The sequence below is a fragment of the Cognatundibacterium jejuense genome, assembly GCF_014284255.1.
GTDB classification, from domain to species: Bacteria; Pseudomonadota; Gammaproteobacteria; order Burkholderiales; family Burkholderiaceae_D; genus Undibacterium; species Undibacterium jejuense.
On sequence record NZ_JACOFV010000017.1, the window covers coordinates 14,940 to 28,584 of the forward strand.

The window sequence follows — 13,645 nt, forward strand, 5'->3', positions numbered from 1 at the left end:
TCGAAGAAACTCTATTCCGGCTTCTTTCACGCAACAGATTTGAATCTATGCTCGTTTGACAATCATCACCACGCAAAGGTGAGTAATCTTTTTAGATCCGGATCAAAAAAATATTGCCAAACTGACCTACAATAACTGTAAATTCCAACTACAATGAAACTTCCATGTTCTCCTCATGGAGCAAATAATGACTTTCCGCAATTATAAATTTCCTTCCATTCTCTCAACTGTTGCTGTGATAGGCACAATGGGCATTGCTTTACATTTTGCCTATGCCGACGAGAGCGAAGATGGTGTGAGCAAGTATCAAGACAATGATTTTTCAGCTGCTGCTGAAGCGTTTCAGGCAGCCGCGGATAATGGCGATGCGGAAGCACAAACTAGTCTTGGGATCATGTATCTGAAAGGCGAAGGCGTTGACGAGGATGAAAAGAAGGCACTAAGCTTATTTGAGAAAGCCGCAGCGCAAGGCAATGTGCGCGCCGAAGTCAATCTGGGCAGAATGTATGCCAAAGGCAAAGCCGGGTTAGTACCTAATTATGGCATCGCAGTCTCATGGTTTGATAAAGCCGCGACCCAAGGATATGCCGATGCGCAATATACGCTGGGCGTGCTGTATGTGACGGGTAATGGCGTTCCTCTGAATTACAAAAAAGCACAGGAATTATTCAGCAGTGCCGCAGATCAAAACAATGCCAGCGCGCAATACCAGCTTGGTTTGATGAATTTCAAAGGCAAGGGAATGCCGGTCAATTACGCCGAAGCCTACAAATGGCTATCGTTAGCAGGCGACTATGATGATGCCGCTGTCTATCGCGACTTTGTGTCACAAAAAATGTCGAAAGAGCAAGTGGAACAAGCGGTGGCCCTGGCTGATGATTGGAAGCAAGATCAAGAACAAAATCAAGATAAAAATAGCGAAAAAGCAGGAAAATAAAACACCTCCGCCAATACTTTTGAGGCGGCTCTGACTGAAAATTTTCTTTGAGCCACTCCAATCGCTCGAACTTGTGTTGAAGAATTAGTGTCCCAAGTTCAGGTTCATAGGTCAATCACAAAGGCAGTATTGTGTAAAGCCTAAAGAAAACTAAGAACGAATACATCGGCATACAAAATCCATGTCGATGTATTCGATATGTGCAGGAAAATCCCGCTTAGTATTAAAAATACTTCAAAGTAAAATCAATATCAAATTCAATGATGAAATTAGCGCTGAAACGGACGATGCGCGTTCAACCATTTGATTGATGTTAAAAATATGCCACCTAAGGTACCGTAGGTTTTATCTTCTTTTTCAAGTGAAATTTGTGGGTAAACTTCTGGTAAGCCACTAACGAGGTATGCGAAATTCATGATGTTCTGCTCCAAAATAAATGAAGTGTCAGAACAGTTCGCCTGATCCTTTAATCGCGCAGAATATGTCCGCCTCGACCCGGATTCAGTTTCACCACTCTGCACTTTTTTAATAAAAAATTTTTAAGAATGTTCTACAACTACTACCATCAGTCATATTGACTCCCAGTTCGTTGATCGGAATCTGCACATATGTGCAGATTAGCTTCGCATGAAAATGAAGATCATTCCTATAGAATTTTTAAATTCATTTTCTGCCATTTCCAACAGCCGCACTCCAACGGATACTACGTACGCTGCCTTCCAGACCCAGACGGCTGACCATCTGAACCAGATGGTTACGGACATTTTCTGCGCAACGTACTTCGATATCAAAGACGGCCAATCCTTGCACATCTTGAGAAATATAATCAAAGCGCTCTATCGTTCCCCCTATCGATACCAAAGACTGGCGTACTAAGGTTTCGACATACTGAATATCATCATCACGAAAAGTGGTGCGAATGTGATATAGCGGTGCGATATTTTTGACTGGCATTATCACCACCGCTTCACGGTGTGGAATGGAGATTTGTTGAAATACAAAAGATGCTAAATCAATGAGTGTCATATTGACCTCCACATTCTTATTTGTTGTGACGTGTAAGAACACGCGAAACGACACCCACCATTACCCCAACAACTGGAATTGAAGCAGGAAAAACATGTGTCATTACATTGAAGCAGCGACCGATAGGTGTATCAGCGTCACTGCTGGCTAGCGCATGGTGAGCGCCGTTGATGAGTAAGTACCATTCCATTGCAAAGTCCTCCGCAATAACAATTCACAACGTACAGGCGAACAACAGCCTCGCACGTGGCGAATGAAAGAAAAACGCGCACAAATAAAAACGGTCAACACTGACACGACGAACACCAGGCTACAAACAGAAAGCCGTGACCGAGCGCAAGAATGCGAATTTATTTGAACGAAAAAAAGCTTAGAGATGGGAATGTTTGCTGACGACGAAATCGTCGGGAAACTATAGCCTGCATTGCGCACGCTAGAGATAAGAGCTGGTCTATCAGGAGTGTGCGGAAATGACGGGGCTAACCCATCCATTTAATTGATAACGACAACTACTACAGTCCACAATGGAACTCCTATAAAACGCAATGGGCGAATTGTAAGCGCCTTAATTTTAAGGTGTCAATCAATAATTCAAATTTCTATAAATAATTTTTCACCTCAAATATACGCACGATAAAAATCAATAAATGCCCTGACCTTTGCAGGCACCAGTCGTCCCGGAGGTAGCACTGCATAAATTCCACCGACAGGTAGAGACCACTCAGGAAATAATTGAGCCAGCTTACCGCTTTCGATTGCCACTCGCGAGGTCATCGCATCCATCACAGAAATACCGGCACCGTTTTGCACCAACGACAAAAGTGCACTTGGCGAATCGACTTGAATACGCGATTTCATATGCAATGTCTCAACATGCCCACGGCTATCGGTTAACTTCCAGGTTAATGGTGTCTGTAGCAAAGATAACGCTAACCATTCATGCTGTCTGAGGTCTTGCAATTGTCGGGGCATGCCGTGTTTTTTTAAATAAGATGGCGCTGCCACCATCACTTGCTTAAACTCACCGAGCTTGATCGCCCTTTGCGAAGAATCGCGCAGCCAGCCCATGCGAAAGGATAGATCAATACCGTCGGCGACCAAGTCGGTGATGCGATCACCAGTGCGCAAGTCGATGCGCAGGCGCGGATGCATTTGCGCAAAATCGGCCAGCGCCGGTGCGAGTGATTGCGCCGCCTGATTCACGGTAGCGGATACGCGTAACATACCCGTCAATTCAGTCGCCGTCGATTGTTCGCTACGGACTAAGATAAGAGCATCGCGCAAGCCATGCAATAAAGGTTGGCATTGCTCATGCAAAAGCCGCCCCGCTTCTGTGAGGACAATTTTTCGCGTTGTACGGGTAAATAATGAGCAGGATAATTGTTGCTCAAGACGACTGATACTGACGCTGATTTTTGCTTTCGCAACGTCCAGCCTGTGTGCGGCGGCAGTGAAACTTCCTGCCTCAACGACTGCATCAAAAATACTGAGCATATTTAAATCAATCTGATCCGGACTCAACATAGGTATCCGTCTGAAGGTCAAAAACGAGCACCTATCTTAACATTGATTGATAAGAATTTTAAAACAATGAATTATTGATTCACTCGTTTATCTGTTTAATCTTTGGTGTCAAACTTCGTATCAATGAATCACGGGATTCAACACCTATCGGAGAAAACATCATGAACATCGCATTAATTGGCGCATCTGGCTTTATTGGTTCTGCATTATTGAAAGAAGCGTTATCACGTCAACATCAGGTAACAGCACTGGTTTCTCGTCCAGAAAAAATGAGTGCTTCGGCACAACTGACGGTCAAAGCAACCGACGTGCAAAATCTGGCGCAACTGAGTGAGCAATTGCACGGTTTTGATGCCATCATCACAGCGTTCAGTGGTCACGCCAACGGCGACGTGCTCGGCTATTATGTGTCAGGGGTAAAAAACATCATTCAAGCAACGAAAAATGCACAAGCAAAGCGTTTGTTGGTCGTCGGTGGTGCAGGATCTTTGGAGGTGGCACCTGGATTGCAAGTGATTGATACTCCTGACTTTCCGGAAGCGTATCGGGCGTCTGCGGAAGGTGCACGCCAAGCCCTGAATTTATTGCGTGCGGAAGCAGAATTGAACTGGACCATGTTGAGCCCATCAGCCATGATTGCGCCAGGCCAGCGCACTAATCAGTTCCGTCTCGGCACAGATCAGTTACTCATTGCAGCAGACGGAAAAAGCCATATTTCTGTCGAAGATTATGCCGTCGCCATGATCAACGAATTAGGGCGCCCAGCGCATACACGTCAACGCTTTACCGTTGGTTATTGATCGTCTCTTAAACCGATTTTTTGTTGAAAACCGCCCGGCGTGGTCGAGTATCCGGGTGGTTTTCAGAAACCCCACGGAAGTTTGTACGAAGTCTGGCTCAGATTATGTTGAGTAAAACTGCATAAACATCTTTGCAGCTGTTTCGATCAGCGCCCGTTGCTGCTCATTGGTGAGGATAGGCTGGCCCATTGCAACCTGCGGCCAAAAGGCAAGCGCCTTGATCTGCCCGAGCAGCATATCTGCCATCATTGTCGGCTCCACGACGCGCAGTTTACCGTCGTTTTGAGCAGCCTTAATCCAGGTAACGATGCTTGGTTCATTTTTGCTAAGCTTTTCTACCATATCACGCGCGCGGTCCGGGGCATGGATAGTGGCCGCCACTGCCACCCGCGCCAGATCCAGAAAATTCTGATCACACAACATCGCCATCTTACGGGTCAGATATTTTTCTAACTGCTGTTGCATATCAATGTCAGCGGCATAAGTCACTAATTCACTTGTTATCGCACTTTGCCACAATTGCATCAGAATCGCCGAAAACAATTCCTCTTTACTTGGAAAATGGTTGTACACCGTCCGTTTTGAAACCGCCGCAGTGGCTGCTATCTTATCCATACTGGTCGCCTCAAAACCGTTTTGGCGAAACTCCGTTATCGCGGCTTGTAAAATTGCTTCGCGTTTGCGGTCAGTTTGTCGCTGCAGTTGAGTCATTGTGTTAAACCAATAGAAAAGTAAGCATTAAAAAGACGCCACCGAGCTCAATTCTCCGACTTGAACTTCGCTTGCGGGTTGTTTTGCCTCGAAAATCGCTGAGAAAGTAAACATAGCGATAAGCAAATAAACAGATAAGGAAATATTTTACACTAAGTAGTTTACTTTTCTAAATTTAAAAACTACACTGTGTAGTGTAATTTAAAAGACCTGGCATCAATACCCTGAGCAAAAAAGCGCTCTCAAAGAACGCATTTTCTCCATTTGTAGTATAAGAAGAAACCATAAAAAAAGAACACTTGCGGCCAGGTATCCAACGTAGACAAATCGGTACATGACGACATTCAGGATGAGTAAAATGACTTTGAATACATCAGTAACTGCAACATCACAAGTAGCGACAAGCACTGCACCAGAGTTCAACGCAAAAAAGCTGGGACTCAAGTACAGCAATCAAAAGCAAATGCGTGAGCCAGGTTTTTTCAAAAATCTGTCACTGGCCTGGCGTTTTTTGTTTAACAAGCCAAAAAATACCGTTCCTCAAGGCAGCATTCCGGTTCATGAATTAAGTCGTGCACAATTGCTGGCCGCCCCAGACGCCACACTTTTCAGATTGGGACATTCGACTATCTTGTTGAAATTGCAGGGTGAATTCTTTCTGACTGACCCTGTATTTTCCGAACGCGCCTCACCTTTTCAATGGATGGGACCAAAACGTTTTCATCAGCCACCGATCAACATTGCCGACTTGCCACCAATTAAAGCAGTGATTTTGTCGCATGATCATTATGACCACCTGGATCATGCAGCGGTTCTTGCTTTAGCGCACAAAACTGAACACTTCCTGACCACGACCGGTGTGGGTGACAGATTAATAAAGTGGGGAATTGCTGCGGATAAAATCCAGCAATTAGACTGGTGGCAAGAAACGGCGGTACATGGAATACGCTTTGTGGCGACACCAGCACAACATTTTTCGGGTCGTAAATTAAACGATCGTGACCATACACTATGGGCGTCATGGAGCATTCTGACACCTGAATTAAAGATTTTTTTTAGTGGCGACTCTGGCTATTTCAAAGGCTTCAAAGAAATCGGTGAACGTCTTGGGCCTTTCGATTTAACGCTGATGGAAACCGGGGCGTACAACAAACTCTGGCCCGATGTCCACATGCAGCCAGAAGAATCACTGCAAGCGCATCTCGATTTAGGTGGAAAGCATTTACTGCCTATCCATAACGGCACGTTTGATTTATCGCTGCACGCTTGGTACGAACCATTTGAACGCATTGTTGATCTCGCAAAACGTCATGGTGTAAAAATTAGCACACCGCAAATGGGTGAAGCCGTGGATATCGCCGAACCCCAAACTGGTCAACACTGGTGGCGATTTAATCACGCAGTGCGGCGCCCAGTTGATCTTCATACCGCAATCACTGAATACAATTAGTGCTAATTTAGTGCTAATTTAGTGCTAATTTATTGCTATATGACTATTTCCATTTAAGACCGTATAATTTATTTATTGCAAAATAAATACCGAATTAGATCGCATCGATACGCATTTTTAGAAGCGTCTGGTGAATTGAAATTTTTGGTACAGACGTCATATTCATTTCTTACTTTTCTTAATCTCGTCAGTTAAGCATAACTATGGACAATAATAAAAAGCTGCTCGCAATAAGTATCGCATCAATTTTCGCTTTACCACTCATAGCCTATGCAGAAGGTGAAGGACATTATCGTTCTTTATTTCAACATACTGATGTAACCATCAATGCGGATAGCACCAGTGTCGTGGATGAAGAATACATTTGGCGCGGAGTTGATCAGCAAGGTGCGAATGGACTTGGTCAGCAGTACCTGAGTTTTGATCAGGACAAACAAGAATTAGAAATAATAGAAGCAGAAACCATACGCGCCAACGGTGAGAAAATCAAAGTACCAGCATCTGACATCAAGTTACAGGATGGTATGTTGGGAGGCATTTCCTATCCACACAGAAAACTGTACCAGATTACTTTTTCCAAGCTTTCACCTGGTGATGCGATACACCTGCACTATCGTCAAAAACAAACCAAGCTTGATTTGCCAGGCGGAGACTCGCACAGTACCTACTATAACCGTGATGTCATCCGCGATGACACTTCATATTCGTTACATTATCCTGAGACTATGTCATTGCACATTGCAAGTAATGAGCTCGATAAAACTGAAGACAAAATTTCCAACGGTACACATACCATTAAATGGACACATCACAGCACAGACACCAGAACCAACGATCCGAATATGGTCAATGCCTGGCGTCAAACGCCGTACGTCATGGTTAGTAGCTTCAAAGACTTAAAAGCCATCGCCGACGCCTACCAGATTGGAGCGACAGAAAAAGCCCGCATAACACCTGAGGTACAAGCATTGGCAGCAAGCTTAGTTCAAGGTCGTAGCACTGACGCAGATAAAGCAAAAGTAATCTACGACTGGGTAAGAAAGAATATCCGCTATGTGGCAAGTTATATTGGCGATGGTGGTTTTGTCCCGAATGACACTAAAACCATTTTAGAAAAGCGTTATGGCGACTGCAAAGACCACGCAACGATCTTAGAAGCACTACTTGAAGCGAGTGGCATCCCAACCTCGCAAGTACTGATCAATGCCAGCACCGATTCTTATACGATGTTGCCGATTCCGGTCTTTAACTATAATCACGCAATAAACTATTTACCAAGTTTGAATTTATTCCTGGATTCCACCTCGGATCAGACACCTTACGGCTTATTGCCGGAAATGGATACGAGTCACACTGTGTTAGTCACTAAAAATTTTAAAGAAGTAAGCCAGACGCCACCGATTTCTACGGGTGGATTTAAAATGCTACGTCAGACAAAAATCGATCTAGCAGTTGATGGCTCAGCAACCCGCACGACGGACATTACTGGATATGGACTGGCAGCGGTTTCTGTGAAGACGCTACTTGATGGAATAGGTCCCGGAAAAGAAAGTGATTGGGCGCGCAAAACTTTGGCTAATTCGGGCATGCATGGCTCGTCTGAATTCAAGGCATTACCATCCAATGACCCGCTCAAACTGTCATATCGCTATACTGAAAAGGTCAGTAACTTCATCTCGCAACCAGAAGCCAGCACAATCAACTTTTACGTCGCTCTGCAAGGCCCGATTGCTGCAGGAAGCATCCTGCGTCGATTTACAGAAAAAGACAGAAAGTCGGATTTTAAATGCGATGCTTTTGCAATTGAAGATCAGGTAGAAATCAATTTGGCACCGGAATTGAAAGTGTTATTCGTGCCTAAAGATGTACACATTAAAGAGGGAGACATTTTCTTTGATGCTGTTTATCAGCGCCATGGTAATACATATAGCGTCAACCGTACTTGGGGCTCCACATCGACCAAAGCGTGGTGCGCGCCAAAAGAGTACGATGCGATGAAAAAAGCCATGAACAATATCGACAAAGCTATTGGTGGGCGCTTATTATTTATGAATAAAAATGAAGCTCGTAGCGATCTGTAATTCCGCAAAAATTCCGCAAAATATCTAAAAAAATGAAGCAAAAAAAACCGCGAAAATTCGCGGTTTTTTTTCTCATGGAAATGCAATCCTGACCCGGATTATTCCTGATGATATTGCGTAACGCGTTCCACTTCGTTTTTCGAACCCAGGAACACTGCAACACGTTGATGCAAGGCTGTCGGTTGAATATCGAGCATACGTTGCTTGCCGTTAGTCGATGCACCACCGGCTTGTTCAACGATGAAAGACATAGGATTAGCTTCATACATCAGACGCAACTTACCCGCCTTATCTGGTTCACGCTTGTCGGCTGGATACATAAAAATACCACCACGATTCAAAATACGGTGCACATCGGCCACCATAGATGCAATCCAACGCATATTAAATTCTTTGCCGCGTGGACCAGTAGAACCTGCCAGCATTTCATCAACATAACGCGTGACTGGTGGATACCAGTGACGTGTATTGGAAGCGTTGATCGCAAATTCTTTGGTGTCAGCAGGAATTTGCATATTGCGTTGAGTCAAAACCCATGAACCCATTTCGCGATCCAGGGTAAAGCAATTCACGCCATTGCCCGTCGTCAAGACCAGCACGGTTTGCGGACCATAGACCGCGTAACCTGCTGCAACTTGCTTGCTACCTGGCTGCATGAAATCTTGCTCTGTTGGCGTGGTCATTCCATCGGGTGCTTTTAACACAGAGAAAATCGTACCAATAGAAACATTCACGTCGATGTTGCTGGAACCATCGAGTGGATCAAACAACAGCATGTATTCGCCTTTTGGATAGCGATTTGGAATCTGATGGATGGTTTCCATTTCTTCCGATGCCATCGCTGCCAGATGGCCACCCCATTCATTGGCTTCTAACAAAATTTCATTCGACAAAATATCGAGTTTCTTTTGTACTTCACCTTGTACATTTTCGCTACCAGCGCTGCCTAATACTTCACCGAGGGCGCCTTTACCAACAGCGTGGCTAATCGTTTTACAAGCACGCGCAACCACTTCGATCAACAAGCGCAATTCGGCAGGGATGGAGTTATTGAGGCGCTGTTCTTCAACCAGATACTGGGTCAGACTGACACGTTTCATCTCATTCTTTCATTAAAAATAATCGTTTTAAGACTTCTTGCCATCTACTAATCAATGACAAGACCATTGTTCAGCAATTTCAGCAGACAACAAGAAGGTGTAAATTAACGCCTCATCAGGCAGCCAAGGCTTTACCAATAACTTCCGCCACATCTTTTGATAACTTCTTAGTTGCGGCAACCTTTTCCAATGCCAGCTTCATATGTTCTTGCAAATGCAGCGGGTATTTCTTCCAACGATCCAAACTACGGGCCAGACGCGCGGCAACTTGTGGATTAATTTTATTAAGTTCAATCACCAATTCTGCCCACAAAGCGTAACCACTGCCATCAGCCGCATGGAAACGTGATGGATTCCCATTACAGAAGCTGAAAGTCAAGCTGCGTGCGCGATTCGGGTTACCTAGGGTGAATGCTTTATGTTCCATCAATTCACGAACCTTTGCGACATCCGTCGTATCCGCAACTGCTTGCAACATGAACCATTTATCAATAACCAGTGCTTCTTTTTTGAAATCTTTATAGAATTTTTTCAAAGATTGTGCAGCGGCATTTGCTTGCGTCTCAGTACCATGGAAGTTAGTCAGCGCCGACAAGGCTGCCAATCTGTCTGTCATGTTTTCAGCTTCATCGAACTGCGTTTGCGCCAATTCGAAAGTGCTTTCATCGGACCATGCAGACAGATAGGATAAAGCCAGATTTTTCAATGCACGTTTAGCCATTGAAATTGCGTCTGGCGTATATTGTCCTGGTGTCAGGTTAGCCTCATAGGCCGACAGAAACTCAGCACGTAAATGCTGTGTTAAGGCCGTACGAACAAACTGACGTGCAGTATGAATCGCTTGCGGATCAACGACATCAAATTCTTCAGCAATCATCGCTTCTGATGGCAAGGTCAATACTAATTCACGGAACGATGGATCAAGGCTTTCATTGACAAGCGTTGCGCGCAAGGCTTCGATGAACATACTGTCGAGCTCCAGCGTTTCTCCAGCCTGTACTGCCTTGGTCAATTTCACCAGACGACGGGTTGCCAGACGTTGACCAGCCTCCCAACGGTTAAACGGATCGCTATCATTGGCTAACAACAGACCGAGTTCTTCATCGCTATACTCGATATCAAGTAGCACCGGTGCCGAGAAATTACGCAGCAAAGAAGGAACTGGTTTTGCCGCAACACCTGTAAAGGTAAAAGTCTGGCTGGCTTCTGTCAATTCCAGTATCAGATTTGTTGCACCAGCCAAAGCTGAATACGCATCGCAATGCAAGGCAATATCTTTACCTTCAGCATCCAATAAACCCATCGCTACAGGAATATGGAATGGCAGTTTTTCGTCCTGGCCTGGCGTTGCTGGACAAGATTGTGACAGCGTCAATTGGTAGGTTTGTGTCTCTGCATCATACGTTGTTTCAGCTTTGACGCGGGGCGTGCCAGATTGGCTGTACCAACGTTCAAACTGAGTCAGATCACGCCCACTGGAATCTGCCATCGCCGCGCGGAAATCATCGCACTCTACTGCTTGTCCATCGTGGCGCGCAAAGTATAAATCCATACCCTTACGGAAGCCTTCGTGCCCCAGTAGCGTGTAATACATACGCACCACTTCCGATCCTTTTTCATAGATCGTTACGGTGTAAAAATTGTTGATTTCGACAAAAGAATCAGGACGAACAGGATGCGCCATTGGCCCTGCATCTTCCGAGAATTGCACTTGACGCAAAACGCGCACATCTTCAATACGTTTCACCGCACGGCCGGTTGTTGTACCGACCAGATCTGCAGAAAACTCCTGATCGCGGAAAACAGTCAAACCTTCTTTTAAGGACAATTGGAACCAATCGCGACAAGTTACACGATTACCCGTCCAGTTATGGAAGTATTCATGACCAACTACCGATTCAATACCGGCATAATCCACGTCCGTTGCAATGCGAGAATTTGCCAATACGTATTTAGTATTGAAAATATTCAAACCTTTATTTTCCATCGCGCCCATATTGAAATCGCTGGTGGCGACGATCATGAAACGATCCAGATCAAGTTCCAGACCAAAGCGTTCCTCATCCCAACGGATACTGTTTTTCAGCGAATCCATGGCATGCTGGGTTTTATCCAGATTACCGTCTTCAACCCACACTTGTAGCAATACTGAGCGGCCAGATTTGAGGGTGTAATTTTCTTCCTGACACACCAATTTACCCGCCACCAGTGCAAACAAATACGAAGGCTTTTTGAATGGATCTTCCCATTTAGCGAAATGGCGTCCATCGCCCAAATCACCTTCTTCGATCAGATTGCCGTTACCCAGCAAGATCGGGAATTTTTTCTTATTAGCACGCAGCATGACAGTGTATTTTGCCATCACATCCGGGCGGTCAGGGAACCAGGTAATCTTACGGAAGCCCTCTGCTTCGCATTGGGTAATGAAATTACCGTTCGATGCATACAAACCAGACAAGGAGGTATTCTTCAACGGTTTAATCAGCGTTTCGATTTCCAATGTCACTTCATCTGGCGCGTTAGCAATGCGCATAACTTCGCCATCTATCGTGTAGGCGTTTTTTTTCAAATTGACGCCATTCATACGCAATTGCAACAGCTTGAGCGAAGCGCCAAACAAAACCAGATCCTTTTCGGCGCTGTCGTGGTTACGGCGCATGGTTATGCGGGTAGCAACATGGGTTTCATGTAAATCCAGATCAAAACCCATTTCGACCGTGTCAACCCAGAAGCCTGGAGCAACATAGTCTTTGCGGAAAATGGTTGGTGGGGTAGCAGCGATATCGTTACTCATGGGATGAATGTCTCTTGAAAAAAGTGAATATCACGGGACTAAGGCGAAATAACTCTGGTAGTGCCTGGCAATAATCAAGGATGATAAATCCCGGCTACCAAAAGCCATCATGCCAGTTTTGAGTTACTAAGTCAGTCCTTTATCAAAGTTTCATGAACTTTGCTCAGACCAGCATTTTACCAAGTCAGCAGGTGATAGGCATAAAACACGCACAAAATAGCCTATTTACATCAATCACAGCATATTCTAAAAGCTGTTCCAATTGCGACTCCACCGCAAAAACCTTTGTAAACAGCGACCGCGCGTGCACTCATTTCAGTCTAATTCATTGATTTCCAGGAACTATTAGGATCAAGCGTAGTCATAAAGTTACAAGTTGAAATAGACATTGTCACAAATCGTCTTATCATAGTGATCTTTAGCCGCACCAACGCAAAAGTAGTTTTTGGCTAAATTGAGCGAGTTTAATAGTCAAATTCTCCTGGATATTATTCAAGCGAGGATTCAAAAAAAACCATCTGCAATCTTCCAGCAGAATTGACCTATTGGGTCGCTTTTGATCAGGTTAAAGGAGTTGAAATGAAACGTTTTTTAAGCACCGCAATCATCGCTGCCAGCATGGTGCTGACTGGATGTGCAACCACTTATAGCAGCCAGGTCAGTGTTTTTCACGAATGGCCACAAGGAAATCAGGATAAATCGTATATTCTGGAACGCTTGCCAGCTCAGGAAAACAATCCTGAATACAAATTTTATGAAGAAGAGTTAAGAACTCAACTTGGCTTACACGGCTTTAAAGAAATCGCAGTGGGCGCAACACCTGCTCTCAAAATTGGCATGCAATACGGAACGACCATGAGCGAATTGCAATATTCCAGCGCTTGGCATCCTGCGATGTATGACCCATTCTGGAACATGCATTTCCGTCGTGCGTACTTATACGATCCGTATTTTCCGTATTACGGAAGGCGCTTGTCTGGCCCCATTGATATCAATGTCACACGCTACTATTTGCATCAATTAGAAATCGATATGAGTGACTTTGCGAGCAATAAAAAGCTGGCTTCGATCAGAGTCAGCAGCGAACAAACAGAACCAGAAATTTCTAAGCAAATGCCATATTTGATAGAAAGTGCGCTGCAAGGTTTCCCTGGCAAAAACGGCAGCACTACTAATGTAGAACTGCCGTTCAATAAGGAACACAAGGACACAAATAAATAGA

The 13,645-nt window shown here is 44.7% G+C and carries 12 protein-coding genes; 5 read left to right on the plus strand and 7 right to left on the minus strand.

Annotated elements, in window-relative coordinates; translation table 11 throughout:
* The first annotated feature begins 187 nt into the window (after window positions 1-187).
* Window positions 188-937, plus strand: coding sequence for a tetratricopeptide repeat protein (locus H8K32_RS16545; protein ID WP_186913666.1), 750 nt, complete (start codon window positions 188-190; stop codon window positions 935-937).
* A 269-nt stretch (window positions 938-1,206) separates the two neighbouring features.
* Here H8K32_RS16545 and H8K32_RS16550 read toward each other — a convergent pair whose 3' ends face one another.
* From H8K32_RS16550 to H8K32_RS16565, 4 genes are all read right to left on the minus strand, one after another.
* Complete coding sequence (locus H8K32_RS16550) at window positions 1,207-1,353, minus strand: hypothetical protein (RefSeq protein WP_186913667.1); 147 nt, start codon at window positions 1,351-1,353, stop codon at window positions 1,207-1,209.
* A 247-nt stretch (window positions 1,354-1,600) separates the two neighbouring features.
* A complete protein-coding gene (locus H8K32_RS16555; RefSeq protein WP_186913668.1) occupies window positions 1,601-1,963 on the minus strand; it encodes a hypothetical protein in 363 nt (120 codons plus the stop codon).
* 16 nt (window positions 1,964-1,979) lie between these two features.
* Window positions 1,980-2,153: a hypothetical protein gene (locus H8K32_RS16560; RefSeq protein WP_186913669.1), complete on the minus strand. Its 174-nt coding sequence runs from the start codon at window positions 2,151-2,153 to the stop codon at window positions 1,980-1,982.
* A 428-nt stretch (window positions 2,154-2,581) separates the two neighbouring features.
* Window positions 2,582-3,487, minus strand: a complete 906-nt coding sequence (locus H8K32_RS16565) for a LysR family transcriptional regulator (RefSeq protein WP_186913747.1) — start codon at window positions 3,485-3,487, stop codon at window positions 2,582-2,584.
* Between the two features lie 161 nt (window positions 3,488-3,648).
* Between H8K32_RS16565 and H8K32_RS16570 the strand changes: the two genes are divergently transcribed.
* On the plus strand, window positions 3,649-4,287 hold the full coding sequence (locus H8K32_RS16570; protein WP_186913670.1) for an NAD(P)-dependent oxidoreductase: 639 nt from the start codon (window positions 3,649-3,651) through the stop codon (window positions 4,285-4,287).
* 102 nt (window positions 4,288-4,389) lie between these two features.
* On the opposite strand, the gene H8K32_RS16575 is transcribed toward H8K32_RS16570, so the two are convergent.
* Window positions 4,390-4,998 carry a TetR/AcrR family transcriptional regulator gene (locus tag H8K32_RS16575; protein WP_186913671.1) on the minus strand — a complete coding sequence of 203 codons (609 nt, stop codon included), beginning with the start codon at window positions 4,996-4,998 and terminating at the stop codon, window positions 4,390-4,392.
* Window positions 4,999-5,356: 358 nt separating this feature from the next.
* On the opposite strand from H8K32_RS16575, the gene H8K32_RS16580 reads away from it, so the two are divergent.
* Both H8K32_RS16580 and H8K32_RS16585 read left to right on the plus strand, forming a co-directional pair.
* Entirely contained in the window at window positions 5,357-6,448 is a 1,092-nt protein-coding gene (locus H8K32_RS16580) for an MBL fold metallo-hydrolase (RefSeq protein WP_186913672.1), read from the plus strand.
* Between the two features lie 203 nt (window positions 6,449-6,651).
* Window positions 6,652-8,529 carry a DUF3857 domain-containing transglutaminase family protein gene (locus H8K32_RS16585; protein WP_186913673.1) on the plus strand — a complete coding sequence of 626 codons (1,878 nt, stop codon included), beginning with the start codon at window positions 6,652-6,654 and terminating at the stop codon, window positions 8,527-8,529.
* Between the two features lie 98 nt (window positions 8,530-8,627).
* Here H8K32_RS16585 and H8K32_RS16590 read toward each other — a convergent pair whose 3' ends face one another.
* Window positions 8,628-9,629 carry a class 1 fructose-bisphosphatase gene (locus tag H8K32_RS16590; protein ID WP_186913674.1) on the minus strand — a complete coding sequence of 334 codons (1,002 nt, stop codon included), beginning with the start codon at window positions 9,627-9,629 and terminating at the stop codon, window positions 8,628-8,630.
* 115 nt (window positions 9,630-9,744) lie between these two features.
* Window positions 9,745-12,423: an aminopeptidase N gene (gene pepN, locus H8K32_RS16595; RefSeq protein ID WP_186913675.1), complete on the minus strand. Its 2,679-nt coding sequence runs from the start codon at window positions 12,421-12,423 to the stop codon at window positions 9,745-9,747.
* 579 nt (window positions 12,424-13,002) lie between these two features.
* Between pepN and H8K32_RS16600 the strand changes: the two genes are divergently transcribed.
* On the plus strand, window positions 13,003-13,644 hold the full coding sequence (locus H8K32_RS16600; RefSeq protein WP_186913676.1) for a DUF4136 domain-containing protein: 642 nt from the start codon (window positions 13,003-13,005) through the stop codon (window positions 13,642-13,644).
* Window position 13,645: the final 1 nt, after the last annotated feature.